This window comes from Shewanella sp. 125m-7 (assembly GCF_052977045.1).
In genome coordinates this window covers 82,805-106,204 of sequence record NZ_JBRILQ010000009.1, presented here as the reverse complement: position 1 = coordinate 106,204, position 23,400 = coordinate 82,805, and the positions used below count along the sequence as shown (strand labels likewise).

Below are 23,400 nucleotides of genomic sequence, written 5' to 3'. Positions count from 1 at the left end.
CAATCTTGCCTTAATTTTGCTACCCTCGCAATGCATCATGTATCGTTTGTGCCATTTCTAAGCTAATACCGGGAACTTTTCCCAATTCTGATACACTTGCGCCCTTCACTTCTTGTAATCCACCTAAATACTGTAGCAAGGCTTTACGCCGTTTAGGCCCAACTCCGGCGATTGACTCTAACGTCGAGGTGTTGCGCGTTTTCTGTCTTTTATGTCTATGGCCAGTAATTGCAAAGCGATGAGACTCATCACGAATATGCTGAATTAAGTGTAATGCCCCAGAATCTGCAGGTAGCGTAAATGATTCTTCATTTTCACCATAGATTAAGGTTTCCAAACCTGGTTTACGCCCTTCACCTTTTGCAACGCCAATTAACGTCGGTGCATTATCCAGCGCAACAAATTTTTCATCTACAATTTTTTGAGCTATTCGTAGCTGCCCAATTCCCCCGTCGATAAACAAGATATCAGGGATTTTGCCCTTGTCGGTAATTTTATCAAAACGGCGCGTAATAGCCTGCTTCATCGCAGCATAATCATCACCAGGTGTAATACCAGAGATGTTATAACGACGATAGTCAGCCTTACTCGGCCCTTCTCGATTAAAGACCACACAGGAGGCAACGGTACTCTCGCCCATCGTGTGACTAATGTCGAAACATTCCATGCGTTGAATGTTATTGGTGGACTCTATCGCTTCTTCTAGCAGCAGGAAGCGTTGCTCTATCGTGTTCTTATGAGACAAATGAGTATTAACCGCATTGGTTGCATTGGTGAGTGCCAGCCGCAAAAAGCTTGCTCTCTCGCCGCGAACCTGAGTCTTTATCTCGACTTTTTTGTTTTGTGCCGTTTGAATCGCTTTCGCCAGTTCAGCTTGCTCATCAAATGCATTGCTGATCAAAATCTCTTTCGGTGTCGTACGCTGAGTATCTGAATTTAGATAAAACTGCAGCATAAATGAGCGCAGCACTTCTGAAACGTCCGTATCGACTGGTACTTTCGGATAATAGCTACGACTACCAAATATTTTGCCATCTCGAATGAACAGTAGGTGAAAGCAGGCGACACCCGATGCATAGTAAGCGCCTATAACGTCCATATCACCAGACGCATTCGACACCTCTTGTTGTTCAGTGACCCGCCTTAGTGCGGTGATTTGATCACGAAATAGCGCTGCCTGCTCATAGTGCATATTGCTGGCGGCTTGTTCCATTTTCCCCACCAAAACTGACATCACTTGTTGGTCTTTACCCTTTAAGAATAAAGTAGCAAGCCTTACCTGTTCTTGATAATCCTCTAAAGAGACTTTATCAACGCAAGGTGCGCTGCAGCGACCAATTTGATATTGCAAGCATGGCCGTGAGCGGGATTTATAATACAGATCATCACACTGCCTGATGGGAAATATTTTCTGCATCAAATGCAAACTTTCCCGTACCGCCCCTCCATTAGGGTAAGGCCCAAAATACTGGCCTTTATCTCGCTTCGGGCCTCGGTGATACGCTAACCGCGGGTACTTATGATTACTCAATAAAATATAAGGGTAGGATTTATCGTCCCGTAGCAATACATTATATTTAGGCATGTATTGCTTGATATAATCATTTTCTAAAATCAGCGCATCAGTTTCACTGTGGGTGACAGTGACATCAATATTGGCTATATGGGAAACCAAGGCTTGTGTTTTAACGTTTCCGAGATTCTTACGGAAATATGAGGAAAGGCGTTTTTTTAAGTCTTTGGCCTTACCCACATAAATAACAGTCCCCTTCGCGTCATACATCCGGTATACGCCTGGCGACGAGGTGACTGTTTTTAAAAAGTGGTCGGCATTAAAAGCATCTGACATAAATTGTTTAGATTTACTACTTAGAATTGTCCAGTATCGAGCATTTTATAACGTATTGCGAGTCGAGTCAGCTCTACATCCCCACCAATTCCCAACTTTGCGAATAAACGGTATCGATAACTGTTGACCGTTTTAGGGCTAAGGTTTAACTGCTCTGAGATCTCACTTACTTTTTCACCATTAGTGATCATTAGCATGATCTGTAGTTCTCTTTCCGACAATGATTTAAAGGGGTTATCTTCTGACTTATTGAATTGGCTCAACGCCATCTGCTGTGCGATTTCCGGTGAAAGGTATCTCTGCCCATGAGCAACTTGTCTAATGGCCTGCAATACTTCCGGAGAGGTCGCACCTTTAGTTAAGTAACCCGAAGCACCGGCTTGCATGACTTTTGTCGGGAAAGGGTCTTCTGTATGAATAGTTAACACGATTATTTTAGCGTGGGTCTGAAAACGCAAAATTTTACGGGTTGCTTCTAACCCCCCTATCCCGGGCATATTCATGTCCATCAAAATCACGTCGGCTTCATTCTTACGACACCACTGTACAGCGGTTTCGCCATCACCCGCCTCGCCGACAACTTTAATGCCCCGTTCATCTTCGAGGATCCGTCTAATACCCGTTCTTACTAATTCGTGGTCATCAACTAAATATACAGATATCAAAGCCGTGTTACCTTTTGATGTTCAATTAGTCCCTTTAACACAGAGACAAATCAAGAATGATATAAGGTTAATTTATCCCATCTAACAGTATATAGAAAGTAAAATATCCGAGCATGATTTGGAGTAAAGACAGGAAATACTACAGAATAACAATAGTTTATAGTTTAAAAGCAAAAAGGCAGCCATTAGGCTGCCTTTTCTTAATGTGGCGGAGAGATAGGGATTTGAACCCTAGATGGGCTATAAACCCATGCCGGTTTTCAAGACCGGTGCATTCGACCACTCTGCCATCTCTCCGAACGTTGTGAATATTATGCGTTTCCGTTTATGATGTAAACCCATTTGCCGTAAAAATCACACCGAACGACGCTAAAAGCTCAAGTATTGGGCGATTAGGCGGAAGTTTGTATAGGCAGTCACAGTCTTTAGTTGCATAACGACACTATTGTATAAAAACCTTATGTATAGAGACCTGAACAGGCGCTTGTACGTTAACTGGCAAAGCATATTTAAATATGTGCTAGTATCAGCTTACTAAAAATAGACATACACATTTATGAACTCAAACGTTATTCCTGCCTCAGCGCTGCTTCCACGTTTCGACATTCCGGCAGAACAGGTATTCAGCTCTAGTGCAAAAGCGAATTTAATCGCTCAACAACGTTGTCTTGATGCGTTTAAACTGCTTACTGCAATTGATAATCAACATATGTTTTTAGCCGATTATTTCGGTTGTAATCGTAAACAAATTATTAGTTCTCTCGTTAGCGAACTCGGTGAGTTTCCCGCACTAAGCTTAAGGTTCGATGAACACAAGGACCCCATTTGGGCCGCGCATGATACCAATAACCTTGACTCGTTACTTGCGACTAAAGTTCATCAATATAAATACTTGTCGGGTTCGGTTCGTAAAGTTGACCTAGTCGGGCGTTATGACAACGACACGCAGATCTATGAGCCTGGCCTACTCGCCAGTTGCCATTACTTATTTATCTGTGCAGATTCTTTATGGAAAAAAGAAAACTTATGGGACCTATTACTAGAGATTGTTGAGAAGCAATCTTATCAAGTTCACAGTCAACTACCGCAGCTACCGATGAACTGCAAAATCATTCTTATTGGTTCTAGTCACCAATATGGTAGTTGCTGGTTAGCTGAACCTAGTTTTTCTCGACTGTTCCCTTTGCTTGGCGAATTAATCAATGAGATGGACTTATCTGAATACTCTGCAACAGATTACTGTCAATGGTTAGCGAGTATCTTTAATGATCTACAGATCACTCTTACTGAGTCCGCGCTGCAACTATTATTACAATACAGTGCCAAGCTTGCCGATCATCAGCAACGTCTCAGCCTTATGGCTGTCAACTTAGAACACTTGTTAGCTCAAGCTAAGGCTTATGCGCAGAGTGCTCAGATTTCGCAAGCGTCTCTCTTAAAAGCGATTAGCATGGTTAATTACCGTCATAACGCATCAGAAAAGCTTTCTGAGCAAAACTTTGACGACCTGTTTATTAACTTGCCGACACAAGATGAAATCGTGGGCCAAATTAACGGTTTAACCGTCATAGAGAATGCTGAGTTCAGTTACGGCGAACCGGCACGGATCACAGCTTCAGTTCACTACGGAGACGGCGAGGTTGCTGATATTGAGCGTAAATCTGAATTAGGCGGTAATATTCATGCCAAAGGCATGATGATCCTGTCAGCCTGCCTTTACCGAATATTTGGAAAAGATGCCCCGCTGCACCTCAACGCTAACATCGTATTCGAGCAATCTTATCAAGAGATTGATGGAGATAGCGCCTCCCTTGCAGAGTATTGTAGTTTGATCTCTGCGATATCAGAAAAGCCGATTAAGCAGAGCTTAGCCGCGACAGGCGCTATCGATCAGTTTGGCAATATCCAAGCTATTGGTGGTGTAAACGAAAAAATTGAAGGCTTCTTCAAGCTTTGTAAGCGACGCGGGCTAACGGGTCATCAAGGCGTCATTATTCCCTGCTCTAATATGCAGCAATTAAACTTACATCAAGATGTTGTTGATGCGGTTACTGAAGGGGTGTTCACCCTATACCAAGTTAGACACATTGATGAAGCGGTCGAAATTTTAATGCAAACGCCTGCAGGAATTGCTGATGAAAATAACCAGTTCCCACAAGAGTCAATTTACGGATTGGTGCAATCTCGTTTAGAAAACCTTGCTGGGTATCAAGACGAAGATAAGAGCTTTTTTGCAACACTGATCGACAAATTGAGATTTTCTAGCTGATCGGAGTTGTTTAGCGTACACCTGTTCGCTAATCTTGGCAGCTCAAATTGCTGGAGAATTAAAAATAATGAGTTACGCAAACAGTTTTACCAAAGAAGATCTTATTGCATGTGGAATTGGCAAATTATTCAAACCCAATTCTCCGAGACTGCCAAAAGACAATATGTTAATGATCGACCGTGTATTAAAAATTAATGCCGACGGTGGTGAATTCGGTAAAGGTGAGATTGTTGCAGAACTCGATATTACCCCTAACCTTTGGTTTTTTGATTGCCACTTTGCTGGCGACCCCGTAATGCCTGGTTGTTTAGGTCTAGATGCGATGTGGCAACTTGTTGGTTTTTTTCTTGGATGGGAAGGCGCAGAAGGCAAAGGGAGAGCTTTGGGAGTGGGTGAAGTTAAATTTACTGGCCAAGTATTACCTGAAGCAAAAAAAGTCACCTACAAGCTTACTATTAAGCGTAAGGTCTATCGCAAACTGGTTATGGGTATTGCTGATGCCACAATGGAAGTTGATGGCCGTGAAATCTATAGCGCTAAAGATTTAAAAGTTGGTATTTTTACCGATACGACCAGCTTCTAATACAATAGCGCTGGCCTTTAAATTAAAATGCCCTCTTTCTTGAGGGCAAAATGCTGCAATTTGCAATCCAATAGTTAACATTCAAAATGGCTTAGAATCGATAACTGAATATTACTTATTAAATAAACCGTTGAGCCGACCATCAATTCCCTCACGCCAACCACCAAGCCATTGTGATTTTGAATCTAACAGCGAATACGGACAGTTCTCTTTCGATCTGCCTCCAACTCCTGCTTGAAATCCTTTTGAAAAAGCTCTATCTAATCGATCTCTTTTTTGTCTCTTCATGCAAGCACCCTCTCATCAATAACAAAAGAAGCTATCGCTTCACCTCCATAAATAAAGCTTTTTTTAGGTGAGATCAATCCTAAAAAACGGCTTAAAATACGGTTACTATTTAAGCTATTGAGAAGTCTTACAAATTTATTGCAAAAAAAATCGAGGCTATCGCCTCGATTTTTCGTTACGTAAACATTATCAGTTGAATCGACGTCTAAACCACAACAGAGGTAACATCAAGATCCACGCAAAACTTGCAGCACCTTTACGCTCGTAGTCATCGTTACTGCCATCATTATCGGTAACCGTACACGCTTCTGCACCAGAAGCTGCAGGCTGTAATACCACCATACGAGGCAGGAATGAGGTTACCGGGTCGCCATAGCCGTTTAACTCAAAAAACGGTAAGCCGTTATCACCGATTACAATATTGCCGTCATCATCAAACTTATAAGAAGGCTTACGAATAAACGCCGTACCTACAATCGTGCCATCGTCATTGATACTATTAGCTTCAACAACCAGAATTTCACTTTTATAGGTTAAGGTTTTACCTGAACCATCCTGTACTTCAACTAAATTGCGTTCCCAATTGCCTTCAGCATTTTGCTTATAGCCCTTTGAATCACAAGTTAACAACTCGTTGACATTATTAAACTCATTTGATGGTAAATCGTAAAGAAAGCCCGCTTTAGGACGTGGCTTCTCTTTATCATGAGTCGTTTCGATGTAACCAACAACTTGCCCTTGGTTATTAATATCACGGCCACGACTGCTTAAATCAGATAAGTTGTTATAAAAGTCGTTGGGGGTAACCAGCGCTGTTTCTGGGCTCTTAGTATCGAAGTAGAAAAACTTATCTCTTCTATAACCTTCAATGTACTTGTTGTAGCTACCAACCAATATGCCGTTGTCATTTATGCTGTAAGCAATGGATGAATACACGTCGCGAACTTGATCGACATCGACCCAATTATACTCATACTCACCATCTTTATTTTCATCAGTCCAGTAAGCAGCATCGTAATATAATCTGTCTTTATCATTTTTACGATAGACGTAAGAACGACCAGCAACGACGGCACCATTATTGATACCCAACCCCTGCGCGCTATAAACGCTGTCATTGGTGACTTCTAGGCCTAATGGCAGCATGGTCGCTGTCGGTGTATTGTTACCCGCTTCGTATTGCCAAACATAGCCACGAATTTGATATTGAATATCGCTATAGCCATATTGATTTGGAAACTGGGCCGATTGAATACAAATATCTTGCGGCGCGGTTTCGCTATTATTATCAACACAAGAATTGATAATGTTGGCACTATTCTCGCTGATATCCGTACTGGCGTAACCAACAACTAAACCACTATCGTTAACTGCTGCAGCACTTGAGAAACCACCAACGGTAATCGTTTGTTCTTCGGCCTCACCCGCTTTATAGACATACTCGGAATAAGCTGGAATTAACGCAATTTCGGCATCTGCTCCTTGTTTTACAAAGCCACGTTGCTCGTACTCGCGGTAATACCAAAACTCTTGAGTGTCACTGCTTCCGTCATAATCAATAGTCCTTTCCGGCGCCGTCATCGCGCCCACTTGAAGGCCACTATCATTGATGTCATAGAAAAAAGTATCAATCGAGTTGACTGTCGCATCATCTTCAGGAAAAGTAGGCGCCGTGGTGCCGTTAACACTCTCAAAGGTTGGCATCCACTCATTACCAACCGCTGTAAAGGTGAAGTTATTAGCAATAATAGGAAGGTTAACTGAATAAGTTATTGTCTCTGAATCAGCAACACCGTCTTCAATATCGATAACACCGTCATCATCTTCAGAAACTGATAGCTTCTTTTTACCTTTGGCAGCACCGACAGCCTCATTATTAATATTAACCGCCATACCATAGCCGTTACGAGTGTTTTCAATGGTGCCATTAAGATCATATGTATCAAGGTCGATATTAATAATTTCATACACAGGTGCTGCATGAACACCTTGAAGTACGCTTATAACGCCCACAGCTACTAACGATAGGGTTTTATCCAACTTAAACTTCATTAACTCGCTTCCTATTTCTTATTTTTAGCTTACTTCAATGATTCGAGCTCTTCCCATCGCTCAAAGCAACTTTCAAGCTGACTTTCCTTATCGGACAACGCTTTTAAGTTTTCATTCACTATTTTTTGTTCTTGAGCATAAAAATCAGCTGAGCTGACAACTGCCTGTAGCTTTTCAAGATCTTGCTCCAACTGCTCCATTAATGCCGGAAGAGTCTCTAATTCTCTTTGAAGCTTGTAAGAAAGCTTCTTTTCTACTTTCTTTTCAACAGGTTGAACTACCTGTTTAACTTCAACAACTGGAGCTTCGACCGCATTTACTGCTTGAGGTTCCCCGGAATAGAACCTTGCGCCTTGAGCAACGGCATCTTCATAGCCACCAACGTACTCACTCCAGCCGCCATTGCCGGTAAACCACCAGCTACTGGTCACGGTATTATCGATAAAGGCACGATCGTGACTAACCAGTAACAATGTTCCCTTATAATCTGCTAGTAGAGACTCTAACAACTCCAGCGTCTCAATATCAAGATCGTTGGTAGGTTCATCGAGAATAATTAAGTTGGCAGGTCTTAGCAACAAACGGGCTAATAATAAACGGTTTTTCTCACCACCAGATAATGCTTTAACTGGGGTTCGGGCTCGCATAGGCGAGAACAGGAAGTCTTGTAGGTAGCTTAAAATATGGCGGTCTTGACCATTAATCGTGATGGTTTTCTTACCTTCACCTACGTTTTCTTCAACTGTTTTTTCAGGATCTAATGCTTCACGGTATTGGTCAAAGTAAGCAATTTCAAGCTTAGTACCCACTTTTACAGAGCCAGATTGCGCTTCTAACTGGCCAATAAGTAACTTAACTAATGTTGACTTACCACAGCCGTTTGGACCAATCAATGCAATACGGTCGCCACGCATAACCGATGTGCTGAAGTTTTTCACCAAATTCTTTTCAGGTAAGTTGTATTCGAGATTTTCGATATCAAATACCAATTTGCCTGAACGGTCAGTGTCAGCAACGGCCATTTTCGCGCCGCCTTGACGATTAAGACGCGCCATACGCTCAACACGTAAGTCTTTAAGTGCGCGCACACGACCTTCGTTACGAGTACGACGCGCTTTAACGCCTTGACGGATCCACACTTCTTCTTCAGCTAATTTTTTATCAAAGTGGGCATTTTGCTCAGCTTCTACACGCAGCCATTCAGCTTTACCGTCTAAGTAAGTTTGGTAATTGCCCGGCCAAGAGGTCACTACGCCACGATCTAAATCGACAATACGTGTCGCCATGCGTTGAATAAAGCCACGGTCGTGACTGACAAACACTATCGCGCCGCGATAGCTCAGTAAGAATTGCTCTAACCATTCGATGGTATCAATGTCTAAATGGTTGGTCGGCTCATCAAGCAGCAATAAGTCTGGATCACTGACTAAAGAGCGCGCTAGCGCCACTTTACGTTGCCAACCACCTGATAACTCAGATAGCGCCGCGTCAGGGTCTAAGCCTAATAGTTCACAGTTTTGATTAATGCGGTTATCAAGCTGCCAACCATTAAGGTGATCAATATCATCTTGCAGACGTTCCATCTGCTTTAGCATACGCTCCATTTCATCAGCAGATGCAGTGCCTAAATCATGAGCAAGCTGATGATAACGTTCTAATTTTTCTCCAACCTCTTTTAAGCCTGCAGCGATATACGAATATACAGAGCCCTGTTCGGCTTTAGGCGGATCTTGCTGTAAACGGCTAACTTTAACGTCAGTAGCAATGTTAAACTCGCCTTCATCAAGCAACACATCGCCACTTAACACTTTCATTAAGCTCGACTTACCCGCACCATTACGACCTACGATACAAACACGTTCACCAGGTTCGATGGTAAAATCAGCTTTTTGCAATAATGGGGTGTAACCGTAGGCTAAAGAGCCGTTATTAATACGTACTAGACTCAACTTACGCTCCTAAAAATTTTTTTAATGCTGCGAGATCAAACGGCCAATTTAGCTCACTTTGGGTGTCGACTATTTTGACAACAGGAATACGAATACCGTATTGCTCTGCTAGATTTTGATCATCACAAATATCAATCATGCTATAAGCAACATCGGTTTGCTCAAGCAGCTCAGCCGCAAGCTCACACAGATGACAAGCATCTGTGTGAAACAAGACAACTGAAACATTACTTGGCATGGGTAATTAGCCAAGTGTTATGAATATGCGGATTTCTCTTGAAGTCCATTGGCAGAGTTTGACTATCAATATTCTTAACTGACATGCCTAGGGCTTCAAGCTGCTCAATTTCCATCTTAAATTTGCGCTTGTTATTAGAGAAAATAATTTCTCCACCAGGATTAAGCAACTTGAACACGTTCGCTAACATATCAACGTGATCGCGCAGCACGTCAAATGAATCTTCCATACGCTTAGAGTTTGAGAAGGTTGGTGGGTCGATAAAAATCAGGTCAAACCTGTCATGAGTCCGCTTCATCCACTGTAGGCAGTTAGCTTGAACAAACTGATATTTGTCACTGTTTAAGCCGTTTAATGCAAAGTTTTCTTTTGCCCAATCAATATAAGTATTTGACATATCAACAGTGGTCACTGAGGTCGCGCCACCTAAAGCCGCGTGCACTGATGCAGAACCGGTATAAGAGAACAAGTTACAAACACTGCGACCTTTTGATTTTTCGCCAACTAATTTACGTGTTAAGCGATGGTCTAAGAATAATCCTGTATCTAGGTACTCTTTAAGGTTTAGCTTAAATTTAGCGCCATATTCAGTGGTAATAAGCTCTAATTTGCTAGCCGCTAACTTTTCATATTGGTTGGTACCCTTTTTACGCTCACGGGTTTTCAAAATGATATGATTAGGGTCAATGCCTATCGCACTAGGTAAAGAGATCAATACGTCGGTTAATCGACGCTTAGTCACGGCTTCTGGAATTTCAGAAGGTGCTGAGTACTCTTGGATCACCACGTAATCAAGGTACTTATCGACTGCAACATTGTATTCAGGTAAGTCGGCATCATATAAGCGGTAGCTATCAATGCCCTCTTTTTTAGCCCACTTTTCTAACTGCTTAAAGTTCTTTTTAATGCGGTTAGCAAACGGCACGGCGATGTCACTGACATCACCTTCAATTTTAATATTGGCAGGATCGACACGGCGAGTATTTTCAGCATGCACAGTATAAAGGTTAAACGCACACTCTAAAGCGCCGTTATTCATCTTCATTTGTTTGTCAGCTTTAAGCTTTAATGCTGATAACAGCTCAACATCGCTATTTAAAATCGCAATGCTCCAGCCACCAAATTCAGCCTTAAACTTATCGCCTAACTGATAGTACAGCTGCAGTAATGAGGTCACATTGCCTAAACGCTCACCATACGGCGGGTTAGAGATCAAGAAACCTGACTCTACTGGCACTTTAATCTCTAGCGCATTACCGACACTAAAATCGATTAATTCAAGTACGCCAGCATTTTCAGCATTACGTTTGGCTAACGCGACTAAACGAGAATCGATATCTGAACCGAAGAATTTAATCTCACAGCGAGTTTTACCAATAGAGGCACGCGCGCGTGCTTCATTTAATAACTCTTCCCACACTTTTTTGTTGTGCGGTAACCAATGATCAAAGCCATAACGCTCACGGTGAATACCTGGAGCCATATCAGACGCCATCATGGCCGCTTCAATCAAAATGGTGCCACTACCACAGAAAGGATCAAGTAAATCCACTTGTGCGGCTTGCCAGCCACTGCGTACAAGCATATTAGCCGCTAAATTTTCTTTTAACGGTGCTTCACCAGTAGTAGAGCGGTATCCACGTTTATGCAGCGCTGGGCCTGAGAAATTAAAACCAATGGTGATCTCGCCACGTCTAAAGTGAGCATCAATTCTAAAATCCGCGTCGACTCTTTCAACGTTTGGACGAGAAAAGTCATCATCGCGAAAGCGGTCCACAATTGCGTCTTTAATTTTTAGCGCACCGAACTGGGTATTATTGATAAAACCACCCAAGCCATGGAAATCGATGCTAAATGTACTGCGGTTTGAAAACTGCATCTGCCAGTCAATACCATAAGCTGCGTTATACAACTGCTCTGGTGACTCACAAGGACCTTTATAAATGACAAAAATGATTCTGCTCGCTAAGCGCGACCAAAGCGTAATGCGATATCCTAGCTCTAACGAAGCGGAAAAATAAACGCCCGCTACACTTTCTTTAATATTAGAAGCGCCAAGCTCAGCGAGTTCAAGTGATAACGCATATTCATAGCCCCGTGGAGCTGCAGCAAAAAAATTTAACATTGATTAAGTCGACACAGTAAAAATTAGTTCGACATTATACCTGTTAGTACTACTAAATGATAAAAGTTATTGACTAAAGCTAGATTTAATCCAGTAATCTACGGGTTTTTGGCACCTTATGCCTTGAATCGCTGCTTTCGTGTCAACGGAGTAAAGCTCAAAACTAGGCCTCTCGAAATAGAGGTGTTTGAGGGGGAACAAAGACTTGCCATTCTTACCACCCAACAATGAGGCCGTGAATTAGCAGTAAAATTCAAGTGGTTAACGATGGGGGGCTTTAATTGCAAGTACATAGCAGCAACCCGGTTAGCCATAAGCCTGCAAGCAGCGGATTTAACTCGCCAACAAACGTGTAATCAATAGCAAGGGCGAACACTCTGTAAGCTATTCACCCTATTTACCCACACTTAATCAGGCTTATCGTTTTTTGTCACATTCTCGATTTCCGTTTCTGAAATATTATCCGATGATGTCCCCTTCACCTCCGTCGTCACTTCGTCTTCGCAAGTATTATCATTGTTGTAGGCATGCTCACCAAACTCAACAAAATCAAGACCGGCGTCCTGCTCTTCATCAGAAATTTTTAAATCACCGTTGCGGTCAACAATTTTGAGTATGCCTTTGGTCAGTGCCCAAGAATAGAAACTAATAATAATAACAGCCAATAGTTGAACAAAAAATTGTTGGGCCCCTGCATCAACTTGATCGATTGCCTCGCTGGCAAAGATACCAATCAAAAGTGAGCCGACGATTCCGCCCACTCCATGGGCACGCCAAACTTCAAGAGCATCATCAATTTCAAGTTTTTCTTGCACATACTTAGCAAAATAACAAGCTGTCGCGCCAAGCGCACCAATAAGCAGCGCTGAGCTGGGCTCTACATAACCCGCTGCTGGGGTGATCGTCGCCAACCCTGCAACCGCCCCCACTAAGATACCGCTAAAAGAAGGTCTGCCATTTTCGCGCCACTCCCAAAACATCCAGACCAACATAGCCACTGAACCCGCTAGGGTCGTATTAGTAAAAGCATATGCGGCCAACTCATTCGCCGCATATGCCCCTCCTGAATTAAAACCAAACCAGCCAAACCACAACAATCCAAACCCAACTGCCATCAAAGGTAAATTAGAAGGTTGCTCTTTTTTACCCGCTAACGTACTGCGTCGTTTACCCACATACATGGCAACCGTCAGTGCTGAAATCCCTGCTGTCGTATGTACGACTAACCCCCCTGCAAAATCAACGACGCCCATGGATGCTAAAAAGCCGTTGCCCCATACCCAATGAGCCACAGGGATGTAGACTAACAAGGTCCATAACGTGACAAATTTAAGGTAAGCAGGAAACTTAAAACGCCCCGCAAAAGACCCTGTCATCAATGCTGGTGTAATAATGGCAAACATCATTTGATATGCAAAAAAGATGATAAATGGCACGCTTTTAGCGTAAGTGTCATTCGGTTCGGCGCCAATATGATAAAGTCCCATATATTCAGTTAATGAACCAATAACACCGGCAATATCATTACCAAATGCCAGACTAAAGCCGCCAAACACCCATATAATGGAGACTAACCCCATGCAAATAAAATTCTGCATCATAATGGTTAGCATGTTGGCTTCTTTTACCAATCCCCCATAAAAGAGCGCTAGTCCTGGGGTCATTAAAAGCACCAGAGCTGTACATAACAGCAAAAATGCAGTATCGCCAGTATTTAATATATCCATAACCTTTCCTTATTTAGTGCTTATGAAGTACTTTTTAAGTGCAATTAATTAAATGTTTTTTTAGCTGGACGACTAATTTGCTGCATAGATAGTGGCAAGGCTAAACCGTATTGTCTGACTGTCTGCTCATCAGAAAATAAGGCCTCCGGTGTGGTTGCTGCAACAACTTCACCTTGATGCAAGACAATTACGCGATCGCACACCGCCAATACCATATCCAGATCGTGGGTCGCGATAAGCTGGCTATGGCTGAACGACAGCATCAAAGAAATTATTTTCTCACGCGCTAACGGATCCAAACTGGCGGTAGGTTCATCAAGAACTAATACCTGTGGCTCCATTGCGATGACTCCAGCTATGGCCGCCATTTTTTTTTGCCCAAGTGATAACCGAAATGGCGGTTTATGTTTAATCGCCAAGGCATCGACCTTAATTAATGCCGAATCCACTCTCCCTGCAATATCTGCTGCACTGACGCCTAGTTCTTGTAACCCAAAAGCAATATCGTCATACACTGTTGGCATAAACAGTTGATCATCAGGATTTTGAAAAACCACACCTAATGTGCGACGAACTGTAAGCAGACTATTCTCATTGATAGATAAATCACCTAGATAAACAGCGCCCTTCGCCGGAGTGAGAAATCCACAAAGAATGTTAATTAGAGTCGATTTTCCAGCGCCATTAGAACCCAATAGGCCTATTTTCTCACCATGGTGGATTTGAAAAGCGACCTCATTCAAAGCCTGAGTACCGTCACTATATTGATATGAAACCTTGTCGAAGGTAATTAAATGATGACTCATGATTTACCTCATCAGTACTTGCGTTAGCGCATCAGGAAGATTATATAAACGGCATAAAAGACCGTAGGTACACCAAAATAAGGTCCAAACTGTATCTAACGAACTCCAACGTGTGGCAGCAAATTGTTTTAACTCACCACGAAATCCCCGCGCTAACATCGCCTCATAAATTCGAGTGCAACGTTGCACAGTTTTATGAAACAAACTAATCATCAAATGCTGATAAAAATGCAATGGAATTGCCGCTTGCCGATTGATCCGTCGTAACTGATAGGCATTTAGCATGACCAATAACTCTTGGGCAATAATGAAAAAAAACTGATAAAGCAGGTAAATTTGCGTCGTTAGTACATTTGGCACAGCCAGGCGCTGTAAACCGGCGACGATGCCTTGTATCCCCGTCGTCGCCAGTAATAAAATGGCAATACTGACACACAGGAGTAGGCGCAGTATGATCGACATCAGTGATAACCAGCCCGCCGATACGTAACTCCCCCACGGCGTCTGCCATATGCTCGTATCGAGTAAAGGATTGAGGATCCCAAGCAATATGATGAAAGGTAGTGCCAGTAATAACTTTGGCAGTATAAAACGCATAGGGATATCTGCAGTCACCAGTATCACCATTGGATATAAATACAAAGGCAATAAGGCCGCAATGGCATAACTATCTTGGCTAACAACGGCCATTAATATCGCAACAGAACTGATTAACTTAGCCCTAGCATCGAGTCGATTAATCAAGGTTTCTTGACGACTATAATCATCAATTGCCCGAAAATCATTTAGCGCACTGGTTAACGTCCTCATTTGTTTGCTCCGGCATAACGAGTCGCGCGCTTTATCACTTTGATCATTGCGAATAGGGCTAAAATAATCCCTAGGGTAACCAGACTTCCAATCACCCCTGCCATGGGGGTTTGCAATAACGGAGTCACACCTGCAACTTGATAGTCCGGAAACAGTGTTAATGCCTGTTGGGATTTTTGCAAAGCCTCAGCCGGAAGCGATTGTGGGATTGCATTAAGCGTTAGTTTATCCATGGTCCATTCCAGACCATCTGGGCTGCTTGACGCAAACCGACTAAGTACCGCTGCGCACAATAAAGCCGCCATACCAAATGCTATCACCTGTGATTTTCTTGAAGCTAATACCAAGGTGTTAGCTTGACTGGAAAATTGAGTCTGATGATAGGCAAAATAGAGGATTGCCGCTGTTGCAGCCCCCTCAACAATACCGATGACCGCATGGATCGGGATGATGAATAACAAAAATTCGGCTAACGGCAAGCGCGTGATGCCACTCAGATGTGTCATTATCGCAATTCCTGCAGCACCAGCTATTAAGGCCAGCATACAGGCCGAGATCGAGGCTAGTGCTAAACGCGTTCTACTCAATGATCGCCCTGCCAATGGCTGCCAAACTAAAGGGAAAATGATAAAACAAGGTACGATACCCAGATTAACGAGGTTAGCGCCTAATGCTAGCAATCCTCCATCGGCAAAAAATAGCGCCTGAACAATTAATATCGAGGCAATCACCACAAAAGCTGCGGGAGCGCCCAATAATGCTGACAATAGTATTGCACCCGTAATATGACCGCTGGCTCCGGTACCTGGGATTGCAAAGTTGATCATCTGAATTGCAAACACAAAGGCCCCCAGCACGGCCATTAACACCATTAATTCATTGCTACGGAAAATACGTTGTTGAGCAATCTTACAAGCAATGATTAAAGCCCCTCCAGACAGTGCCAGTAACGGCAGCCCTACATCGCTTGATAATAGCGCATCATTCATGTGCATATATTTGTCCTTAAACTAAATATCGTTCCGTAAACTAAAATATCGTTCAATGAACTAAGCGTTTCCACTCACATTAGATGCTGCAGGCTCGATAATATTTTTAGCTGCAATAAACAAATACATAGTTAAAACGTAGGGAGAGGTAAATGATGGCAGTCCGTCAGGTTCCATAAATACATCCAGCGCTCCCTGTAGGACTACGGTCACTATGGTGGCAAATAATGCATAAATAGCACTTCTCCACGATGGTGAAATAAAAATAACACCCACGGCCATTGCAGTGAGAACCGGACTAAAACCGTACAATCCGGCATGGATGACATCGGGGTTGGCGCCGAACATAACTGAAAAGACAATCGCAATCAGCGAGCCTAATGACGCAGCGATCCCAGCAGGAACCGAGGCGATAAAGATACCGAGTAACATAATGGCACCACTGACTGCAGATCCCAGCAGATACACTTGGCCAATATTTCTAAAGAATATGGCGATAAGCTCCGGTAATGACGGGACAGCCGTGCGTCCTAGCAGGTAATCGGTGGGTAAGCTGGGGTTGGAAAACATACTGACATCCAAATGGCCGAAACTGTAGGCTGATATCATAAATAGCCAACCACACAGTACAAAAGGGCCTGTCGAACCGGGAATTCCTAAGGTGTTAGTTAGAATGTTTTTAAATGCATTAGTAACCACAGTGCTAAATGCAGCGCCAATGATAATAAATAGCCAGAGCACTATTGAAGGTGCGATAAAGGTCGGTAATGCTGCGCCCACTAAAATACCATTAAAACCGTACAAACCCGATTTAGTCATGTCTTTATCACCATGAGTTATCATGGCAGTGGCTGTGGCGACTAAGACCCCGAGCAAGGCACCAAATGTAGTAGACCAGTGTCCGCTGTCATAGGAGGCATACCCCATTGCGATAAAAAACAATACTCCAGTGAAGGCATTTTCCATAAAAAAGACCTGACTGGTCCCACGCAAGCAGTAAGTGACATAGTTATCGTGTATCGAAAAACAATCTCGTATTGAAGTGTTATCTCTCATTGAATTGTTATCTCCCATAGACTCTGCAGACGTTAGCGCCAAAGACATGCCTCAGGTAATGCTTTATCTTTCACTACGCGCCTAAAAATACCCCAAAAAGTTTTAACCTGACGGCTAACTTGGTGACTTTCCTGAGCAACCACGCGTAACATTAAACCGGCATCATTGGGCAGTTTTGACACCGCGGCAAACATGCTGTTGTCTTCAGCAAAATAAGCCTCATACTCCGCCATAATCAATGTGGCATTTTCTACCGAAGTGAGACATAAGATATTGGCAAATACATTAAACCTCTGCATTTGACTGACCAACTCGGGGTCATTGCCATCGGGTTCCAGTAGAATTTTTTCTGTAAATAGTTTTTTGCCATCCACTGTGACTACACGGGTAAGTAACGACAGTAAATCAAACTCCATTCGCTCATCTTCATGATGGAGTCGCCCTAGCATCACCATTTCGCCATACAGTAACGAAGCCCCCTTACCTACAACGATATCAGTCTCAGTAATATAGCGAGATTGCTTGTAGAGAATGGTAAAGTCGGGCATGAACTCCAGATAGGCGCCTTCTTCTAAGGTTATGCTCTGATATTGCGAGGCATAATTGGCATCCATGCGATGGATTCTATTAGCCCCTTGAGACGTTACATGCGCGCAAGCATCTTTATTTACCCGAATATCGATGTGGTAGCGGTCGCCTTGTAACACACCGCCTCCCACTGAAATGATCGAACAAATAGGCAGCTCTGGCATGGCTTCATCCCAATACAGTGCTTGCTGCACCAGTAATGGCGTTACTCGGTAGAGATGACTAAGAACGTGGCGATTATTTTTTAATGAAAAAGCCAATTTCAACTCACCAATTTTCCCCGGAGCCCCCGCGCGCATCTGCTTAGGTTGACTATGAAATCGGCTGAGTTCTTTGGCATCATCAATAGCCTTCAGACGCTCATGCATGGCGGCTCTCCAACTCAGGCGAGACTAATTGCACATCGATATCAAAGAGTGCCATCGACATGATCAATGCGATTAACTGATCGATGCCTTCACCGGTTTTACAATTGGTAAATACAAACGGTTTATCTTTACGCATTAATTTAGAGTCGCGATCCATGACAGCAAGATCAGCTCCCACATACGGTGCTAAATCCTGCTTATTAATGACCAATATATCGGATTGGCAAACGCCAGCTCCATTCTTACGAGGGATCTTATCGCCAGCTGCAACATCAATGACGTAAATATAGAAATCTGCTAATGCTGGACTGAAGGTTAAGGTCAGATTATCTCCACCGGACTCGATAAAAATAACGTCACTCTCAGGGTACGCGGCCTCTAACTCTTCCACAGCGGCAATATTCATCGATGGGTCTTCACGAACTGCGGTGTGGGGGCATGCTCCCGTTTCGACCCCAACAATTTTCTCCGCAACCAACACTCCTTGTAATGTGCGTCGAACTTGTTTGGCATCTTCCGTGGTAACCACGTCATTAGTGATGATGATAGGTTTGACACCCATAGTAATTAATTTTGGTGTAATCGCTTCAATAATCGCAGTTTTTCCTGATCCTACAGGGCCACCTATACCAATTCTGGTTATCTTCTTCATTTTCAATCCTTTTCTAATGGTGTGATTAACTGAAGGTTAATTCATGAACATTCTGACGTGAGCCTGATTGTGATGTCCGATTAAACAATCAAGTATTGGGGCAAAAGAATTCATATCATCCAGTAACTTATCGGCTATGTTGTCATAGCTGGCATCAAGCGTTTCATTGATCTCAAACAGTATTTTTTGCGTGGTATAATGATCAATTTTCATTAGTCGCATTGCAGCTCCTAAGATCATAGAAGCCACGCCATATTGATGGACGGCGAAGGTTTCCCGCTCCCCGATGCCCATTTCGGCAAAAATAACCGCATGACTCACCGGAAATGTCCCCTGAGTATGTTTTTGAGTGATCGCTTGCAACCACTCCTTAAGTAACGGAGTCGATGAAATTTTATCAACCAGCTCTGGAAACTTACGGCCAATACGGCGCATCATTAGTTGTTGCTCGTCACCAACACGTCGACACCAGAGTTCATTGTCAATATTAATCAATGTCGGTATATCACGGTGTAAGGCCGCACGATGGGCATGAAGTAATGCAATACAGTCCATATTCGCACTCTGATTTAGCGCGACGGTTGTAAATGATTTAAGGTCCGCCGCATTGCGGACAATACCTGTTTGTAAAGCGGATTCTAGACCATTGGAAAAGGCAAAATTACCTATGGGTAATGCAGAGTCAGTCAGTTGCACCATTCTAACCAATTGAGTAAGCGTTAACGCTGGCATCATTTATTACTCCTGTAATCGATAGCTAAGGCTCAATGGCTATTTGCTTAATGCGCTGTATCGCTATGTTTATGATCGTGTTTATGCTCATGGTTATGTTCGTGATTATTCTCATCTTCGGCTGCTATATGATGTTTATGGGTGGACGCTTCAGCACCAGCAAAGAGCAACCTGAGTTCATTGGCTTCCAGTAATGGCGCAACGTCATCACCGGCCTTAAATTCAACCGTTAGCCCTTCAAAAGCATGAGTCCCCATCACCGACGTCATAATTTTCCGGTCGACATAAAAGGGGACGTAAACGCAGTTATGTTTAAAAATTGCTGGCCAATGCTGATTACCTAATGCGTGACCTAATTGAAACAATAAACGCTGCCATTCCGCTATTTTTTCTAGTTGAGTCAAATGAATAACCATGACATCCTTTAAAGCAATCTGGGTAATCACTACGACTTTGTTGACTTCATCAATATAAATAATATCTTTATTTTTCAATTGTTCCGTTCGGGGTAACGAGATGGCAATTTCGTAGCCTCGTTGCGAGTTTTTTCTGATCCTATTTTTTGGTGCTTCCCACTGTTCTAAATTTAAATAATCTATTTCGTAGCCCTCTAAGGCATTTATCCAACTTGGCTCCGTGCTATTTCCAACAATTTTTTCAACAAGTATCATAGCTATGTCCCTATTCCTTAATTTCTTTTGCCAGCTGCAAGCCAAGCCATACCGCAATAAAACCCAGTACCAAGCTAGACAGCATATACACCACCGAAATGATTAACCCACCGGGCTTCATTAATTCACTTACCGCACCATAGGCAAAACTGGAAAAGGTCGACATCCCTCCCATAGCACCAACACCAAACAGTAAAATGAGTTCATCTGAAATATTTTTTAAACGGTGATGAGCCGTTGCAAGACCAAGTAAAAATGACGCCAGTATATTTGCGAGTAAAATATCCAGTGGAAAACCATCCGCTAAAGGCGGGGTTGCCAACATGATAAATTCACGAACCATAGCGCCCAAAGCCCCCCCAATAAAAACAACAAGTGCTAGACCATACATATATCCACCTTAGATAAGGGCTAATGCTATGCCTGCCGCAGCCGCAATAAAACCAACACCAACTGAAGTTAGCAGATAAAAAACGGCCATCAGGCGCTGTTTATCCTCGACTAACTTTAATGCATCTAATTGCATTGAACTGAAGGTGGTATAGCCACCCAATATGCCAGTTAATATCAATGCATTAAGGGGGGCACCATATCGATTTTGCCAATCAACCCCTAAAAGGACCGATAAATAAGCGATAACAAATGCCCCCGATACATTTAAAATAAAAGTCGAGGTAGGAAAGCTACCGTGATACCAGGTACCAACCCAACGGCCCATTAACCATCGCAGCACAGAACCGATTCCACCACCTAGACCTACCCACATAACATCTAATCCAGTCATGTTTTGCCACTCCTACGAGCGGGGTTGCCCGCACCTCTAATCAGCTAAAAAAGTACAGTTGACTCAATGCAATAGAATCCATCGGCTCAACAGTGGCATTCTCACCATCAACTGTTACAGCAAAGGTTTCAGGATCCACTTCGATCGTTGGCGTGGCGTTATTACGGATCATATGCTGCTTAGTCACTGTACGCGTAGAATAGACAGCTTCAACCCGTGATTTGAGCTGATATTTATCAACTACACCATCATCTAGTGCACATTGTGAGGTAAAGGTGATTCGGGTTGCTTGCTTCGCCGCGCCCATTGCGCCATACATAGGACGATAAGTGACGGGCTGAGGTGTTGGAAGTGAGGCGTTAGGGTCTCCCATTAATGCCCATGAAATCATGCCCCCTTTAATAATCATCTTTGGTTTGGCAGCAAAAAATGCCGGATCCCATAGCACCAAATCTGCTAGTTTACCGACTTCAACAGAGCCGACAATGTGGTTAATACCTTGCGCGATAGCAGGATTAGTTGTTACTTTGGCTACATAACGTAATACGCGGAAATTATCATTGTTAGTACTATCTTCAGGTAATTTACCGCGAGATTTCTTCATCACATCGGCAGCCTGAATAGCGCGTAACCAGGTTTCACCTACTCGGCCCATCGCTTGTGAATCGCTGGAAATAATGGATATAGCACCCATATCGTGCAACACATTCTCTGCCGCAATGGTCTCGACTCGGATCCGACTTTCAGCAAAGGCCACGTCAGTCGGAATCTTTGGACTGAGGTTATGACAGATCATCGTCATATCAAACAGTTCAGCCTGAGAGTTAATGCCATAGGGTATGGTTGGATTCGTTGAACTGGGCAAAACGTTAGATAAACTAGCCACCCTGATAATGTCTGGCGCGTGCCCGCCACCTGCACCTTCGGTGTGGTAAGTATGAATTGTGCGGCCTTCAAAGGCAGCAATGGTGTTTTCCACAAAACCGGCTTCATTAAGTGTATCGGTATGAATACAAACTTGGATATCCAGATTATCCGCTACCGCTAATGCGTTGCGAATTGCCCCTGGTGTGCTTCCCCAATCTTCGTGAATTTTAAAACCGGCAGCCCCAGCCTTAGCTTGCTCATACAAGGGGGCAGCAGCTGAACAGTTACCTTTCGCCATTAACCCCGCATTGACAGGCCATTCATCAAAAGCGCGCAGCATCATTTCAATATTCCAGACACCGGGAGTAATGGTTGTACCATTCGTTCCATCGCTTGGTCCTACTCCACCACCAAACAAGGTCGTAATACCGTTACTGAGTGCATGTTCAGCTTGTTGTGGTGAGACAAAGTGAACATGGGCATCAATACCACCCGCGGTTAGAATTAAATGTTCGCCTGAAATTGCTTCAGTACCTGGCCCAAGCGCGAGCCCTGGGGTAACCTGGTTCATGATGGAGGGGTTACCTGCTTTACCTATGCCACAAATATGACCATTTTTAATGCCAACATCAGCTTTAATCACTCCCTGTACAGCGTCAAGTATAGTGACATTAGTAATGACTAAATCGGGGGATCCTGCGGCGCTAGTCAACTCGCAGTCATAGCCCATGCCATCACGGAGTGTTTTACCACCACCGTACACAGCCTCTTCACCATATACTCGTAAATCTTTCTCGATTTCAATTAGTAGGCAAGTATCACCAAGCCGAACTCTATCACCAGTGGTCGGTCCAAATAGATCTGCATTCTGATGTCTGGAAATTTTTGGCATGATATGCTCCGTAAAATGTTATCCTGCTGACGATAGGTTTATGACTTATTTTTGAACCCGTAACGCTTCACCTTTTCAATCGCTTCGGATAAACGCGGACGATAACTGTGGTCATGCTCATTACCAACCCAACCATCAACTAAACTATTAAAACCTATTACCCTCTGCTTACCTTGGAACGGTACTAGTGAAATTTCTTTCTCATCACCGGGCTCAAAACGTAATGCGGTAGTTGCCGGAATATTCAACCGTTTACCAAAGCTAGCTTCACGGTCAAATTCGAGGTTGCAGTTAACTTCGAAAAAATGAAAATGTGAACCAACCTGTATTGGCCGGTCGCCGGTATTTCTGACTTTCATTTCGGTGGTTGGGTAACCGGCATTGAACTCTAGGTCGCCTTTACCAAGGACTAACCCACCAACGGCAATACCTGTCATATC

The 23,400-nt window shown here is 43.3% G+C and carries 21 protein-coding genes, 1 tRNA gene and 1 pseudogene; 2 read left to right on the top strand and 21 right to left on the bottom strand.

What is annotated here, in order from left to right; genetic code table 11:
- Positions 1 to 19: 19 nt before the first annotated feature.
- The 3 genes from uvrC to ACVBIL_RS06595 all read right to left on the bottom strand — a co-directional run bounded on the left by uvrC (position 20) and on the right by ACVBIL_RS06595 (position 2,811).
- Positions 20 to 1,849 (bottom strand): excinuclease ABC subunit UvrC, encoded by a 1,830-nt coding sequence (gene uvrC, locus ACVBIL_RS06605; protein WP_447166187.1) that lies wholly within the window; start codon positions 1,847 to 1,849, stop codon positions 20 to 22.
- 20 nt (positions 1,850 to 1,869) lie between these two features.
- Positions 1,870 to 2,514, bottom strand: coding sequence for a UvrY/SirA/GacA family response regulator transcription factor (gene uvrY / locus ACVBIL_RS06600; protein ID WP_447166186.1), 645 nt, complete (start codon positions 2,512 to 2,514; stop codon positions 1,870 to 1,872).
- A 206-nt stretch (positions 2,515 to 2,720) separates the two neighbouring features.
- Positions 2,721 to 2,811 (bottom strand) — tRNA-Ser (locus ACVBIL_RS06595).
- A 259-nt stretch (positions 2,812 to 3,070) separates the two neighbouring features.
- Here ACVBIL_RS06595 and ACVBIL_RS06590 point away from each other — a divergent pair.
- Positions 3,071 to 4,783 (top strand): S16 family serine protease, encoded by a 1,713-nt coding sequence (locus tag ACVBIL_RS06590; protein ID WP_447166185.1) that lies wholly within the window; start codon positions 3,071 to 3,073, stop codon positions 4,781 to 4,783.
- A gap of 67 nt (positions 4,784 to 4,850) precedes the next feature.
- A complete protein-coding gene (gene fabA / locus ACVBIL_RS06585) occupies positions 4,851 to 5,366 on the top strand; it encodes a bifunctional 3-hydroxydecanoyl-ACP dehydratase/trans-2-decenoyl-ACP isomerase (RefSeq protein WP_447166184.1) in 516 nt (171 codons plus the stop codon).
- Positions 5,367 to 5,477: 111 nt separating this feature from the next.
- Here fabA and rmf read toward each other — a convergent pair whose 3' ends face one another.
- The 18 genes and pseudogenes from rmf to ACVBIL_RS06495 all read right to left on the bottom strand — a co-directional run.
- Positions 5,478 to 5,654, bottom strand: coding sequence for a ribosome modulation factor (gene rmf / locus ACVBIL_RS06580; RefSeq protein WP_447166183.1), 177 nt, complete (start codon positions 5,652 to 5,654; stop codon positions 5,478 to 5,480).
- Positions 5,655 to 5,843: 189 nt separating this feature from the next.
- Positions 5,844 to 7,706, bottom strand: coding sequence for a DUF3466 family protein (locus ACVBIL_RS06575; protein WP_447166182.1), 1,863 nt, complete (start codon positions 7,704 to 7,706; stop codon positions 5,844 to 5,846).
- A 29-nt stretch (positions 7,707 to 7,735) separates the two neighbouring features.
- Positions 7,736 to 9,655 carry an ABC transporter ATP-binding protein gene (locus ACVBIL_RS06570; protein WP_447166181.1) on the bottom strand — a complete coding sequence of 640 codons (1,920 nt, stop codon included), beginning with the start codon at positions 9,653 to 9,655 and terminating at the stop codon, positions 7,736 to 7,738.
- A gap of 1 nt (position 9,656) precedes the next feature.
- Positions 9,657 to 9,893: a glutaredoxin family protein gene (locus ACVBIL_RS06565; protein ID WP_447166180.1), complete on the bottom strand. Its 237-nt coding sequence runs from the start codon at positions 9,891 to 9,893 to the stop codon at positions 9,657 to 9,659.
- Positions 9,883 to 12,018, bottom strand: a complete 2,136-nt coding sequence (gene rlmKL / locus ACVBIL_RS06560; RefSeq protein ID WP_447166179.1) for a bifunctional 23S rRNA (guanine(2069)-N(7))-methyltransferase RlmK/23S rRNA (guanine(2445)-N(2))-methyltransferase RlmL — start codon at positions 12,016 to 12,018, stop codon at positions 9,883 to 9,885. The genes ACVBIL_RS06565 and rlmKL overlap by 11 nt, the downstream gene beginning before the upstream one ends.
- A 407-nt stretch (positions 12,019 to 12,425) precedes the next feature.
- A complete protein-coding gene (locus ACVBIL_RS06555) occupies positions 12,426 to 13,745 on the bottom strand; it encodes an ammonium transporter (RefSeq protein ID WP_447166178.1) in 1,320 nt (439 codons plus the stop codon).
- 44 nt (positions 13,746 to 13,789) lie between these two features.
- Entirely contained in the window at positions 13,790 to 14,551 is a 762-nt protein-coding gene (locus ACVBIL_RS06550; protein ID WP_447166177.1) for an energy-coupling factor ABC transporter ATP-binding protein, read from the bottom strand.
- A gap of 3 nt (positions 14,552 to 14,554) precedes the next feature.
- Positions 14,555 to 15,361 (bottom strand): energy-coupling factor transporter transmembrane component T family protein, encoded by an 807-nt coding sequence (locus tag ACVBIL_RS06545; protein WP_447166176.1) that lies wholly within the window; start codon positions 15,359 to 15,361, stop codon positions 14,555 to 14,557.
- Positions 15,358 to 16,356, bottom strand: coding sequence for an energy-coupling factor ABC transporter permease (locus ACVBIL_RS06540; protein WP_447166175.1), 999 nt, complete (start codon positions 16,354 to 16,356; stop codon positions 15,358 to 15,360). The genes ACVBIL_RS06545 and ACVBIL_RS06540 overlap by 4 nt, the downstream gene beginning before the upstream one ends.
- 54 nt (positions 16,357 to 16,410) lie before the next feature.
- Complete coding sequence (yut, locus tag ACVBIL_RS06535) at positions 16,411 to 17,406, bottom strand: urea transporter (protein WP_447166174.1); 996 nt, start codon at positions 17,404 to 17,406, stop codon at positions 16,411 to 16,413.
- Between the two features lie 32 nt (positions 17,407 to 17,438).
- Positions 17,439 to 18,362: an urease accessory protein UreD gene (locus ACVBIL_RS06530; protein WP_447166173.1), complete on the bottom strand. Its 924-nt coding sequence runs from the start codon at positions 18,360 to 18,362 to the stop codon at positions 17,439 to 17,441.
- Complete coding sequence (gene ureG / locus ACVBIL_RS06525) at positions 18,355 to 19,014, bottom strand: urease accessory protein UreG (protein WP_447166172.1); 660 nt, start codon at positions 19,012 to 19,014, stop codon at positions 18,355 to 18,357. The genes ACVBIL_RS06530 and ureG overlap by 8 nt, the downstream gene beginning before the upstream one ends.
- Before the next feature lie 36 nt (positions 19,015 to 19,050).
- Positions 19,051 to 19,749 (bottom strand): urease accessory protein UreF, encoded by a 699-nt coding sequence (locus tag ACVBIL_RS06520; RefSeq protein WP_447166171.1) that lies wholly within the window; start codon positions 19,747 to 19,749, stop codon positions 19,051 to 19,053.
- Between the two features lie 44 nt (positions 19,750 to 19,793).
- Positions 19,794 to 20,417, bottom strand: a complete 624-nt coding sequence (locus ACVBIL_RS06515) for a hypothetical protein (protein ID WP_447166170.1) — start codon at positions 20,415 to 20,417, stop codon at positions 19,794 to 19,796.
- 10 nt (positions 20,418 to 20,427) lie between these two features.
- Positions 20,428 to 20,808 (bottom strand): CrcB family protein, encoded by a 381-nt coding sequence (locus tag ACVBIL_RS06510; protein ID WP_447166169.1) that lies wholly within the window; start codon positions 20,806 to 20,808, stop codon positions 20,428 to 20,430.
- Between the two features lie 9 nt (positions 20,809 to 20,817).
- The gene (locus ACVBIL_RS06505) at positions 20,818 to 21,201 is read right to left on the bottom strand and encodes a fluoride efflux transporter FluC (protein ID WP_447166168.1); all 384 of its coding nucleotides are present in this window, start codon (positions 21,199 to 21,201) and stop codon (positions 20,818 to 20,820) included.
- 40 nt (positions 21,202 to 21,241) lie between these two features.
- Complete coding sequence (locus ACVBIL_RS06500) at positions 21,242 to 22,960, bottom strand: urease subunit alpha (RefSeq protein WP_447166167.1); 1,719 nt, start codon at positions 22,958 to 22,960, stop codon at positions 21,242 to 21,244.
- 131 nt (positions 22,961 to 23,091) lie between these two features.
- Positions 23,092 to 23,397 (bottom strand): annotated as a pseudogene (locus ACVBIL_RS06495) (urease subunit beta); the annotation flags it as partial.
- Positions 23,398 to 23,400: the final 3 nt, after the last annotated feature.

Bases quoted from the DNA above. Each gene is read 5' to 3' on its own strand.
- ACVBIL_RS06575 (WP_447166182.1), bottom strand. From the start codon at position 7,706: ATGAAGTTTAAGTTGGATAAAACCCTATCGTTAGTAGCTGTGGGCGTT.
- ACVBIL_RS06520 (WP_447166171.1), bottom strand. From the start codon at position 19,749: ATGATGCCAGCGTTAACGCTTACTCAATTGGTTAGAATGGTGCAACTG.
- ACVBIL_RS06510 (WP_447166169.1), bottom strand. From the start codon at position 20,808: ATGTATGGTCTAGCACTTGTTGTTTTTATTGGGGGGGCTTTGGGCGCT.
- yut (WP_447166174.1), bottom strand. From the start codon at position 17,406: ATGAGAGATAACACTTCAATACGAGATTGTTTTTCGATACACGATAAC.
- ACVBIL_RS06540 (WP_447166175.1), bottom strand. From the start codon at position 16,356: ATGCACATGAATGATGCGCTATTATCAAGCGATGTAGGGCTGCCGTTA.
- rmf (WP_447166183.1), bottom strand. From the start codon at position 5,654: ATGAAGAGACAAAAAAGAGATCGATTAGATAGAGCTTTTTCAAAAGGA.
- ACVBIL_RS06530 (WP_447166173.1), bottom strand. From the start codon at position 18,362: ATGCATGAGCGTCTGAAGGCTATTGATGATGCCAAAGAACTCAGCCGA.
- ACVBIL_RS06590 (WP_447166185.1), top strand. From the start codon at position 3,071: ATGAACTCAAACGTTATTCCTGCCTCAGCGCTGCTTCCACGTTTCGAC.
- ACVBIL_RS06550 (WP_447166177.1), bottom strand. From the start codon at position 14,551: ATGAGTCATCATTTAATTACCTTCGACAAGGTTTCATATCAATATAGT.
- ureG (WP_447166172.1), bottom strand. From the start codon at position 19,014: ATGAAGAAGATAACCAGAATTGGTATAGGTGGCCCTGTAGGATCAGGA.
- ACVBIL_RS06555 (WP_447166178.1), bottom strand. From the start codon at position 13,745: ATGGATATATTAAATACTGGCGATACTGCATTTTTGCTGTTATGTACA.
- rlmKL (WP_447166179.1), bottom strand. From the start codon at position 12,018: ATGTTAAATTTTTTTGCTGCAGCTCCACGGGGCTATGAATATGCGTTA.
- ACVBIL_RS06565 (WP_447166180.1), bottom strand. From the start codon at position 9,893: ATGCCAAGTAATGTTTCAGTTGTCTTGTTTCACACAGATGCTTGTCAT.
- ACVBIL_RS06505 (WP_447166168.1), bottom strand. From the start codon at position 21,201: ATGACTGGATTAGATGTTATGTGGGTAGGTCTAGGTGGTGGAATCGGT.
- ACVBIL_RS06515 (WP_447166170.1), bottom strand. From the start codon at position 20,417: ATGATACTTGTTGAAAAAATTGTTGGAAATAGCACGGAGCCAAGTTGG.
- uvrC (WP_447166187.1), bottom strand. From the start codon at position 1,849: ATGTCAGATGCTTTTAATGCCGACCACTTTTTAAAAACAGTCACCTCG.
- fabA (WP_447166184.1), top strand. From the start codon at position 4,851: ATGAGTTACGCAAACAGTTTTACCAAAGAAGATCTTATTGCATGTGGA.
- ACVBIL_RS06500 (WP_447166167.1), bottom strand. From the start codon at position 22,960: ATGCCAAAAATTTCCAGACATCAGAATGCAGATCTATTTGGACCGACC.
- ACVBIL_RS06545 (WP_447166176.1), bottom strand. From the start codon at position 15,361: ATGAGGACGTTAACCAGTGCGCTAAATGATTTTCGGGCAATTGATGAT.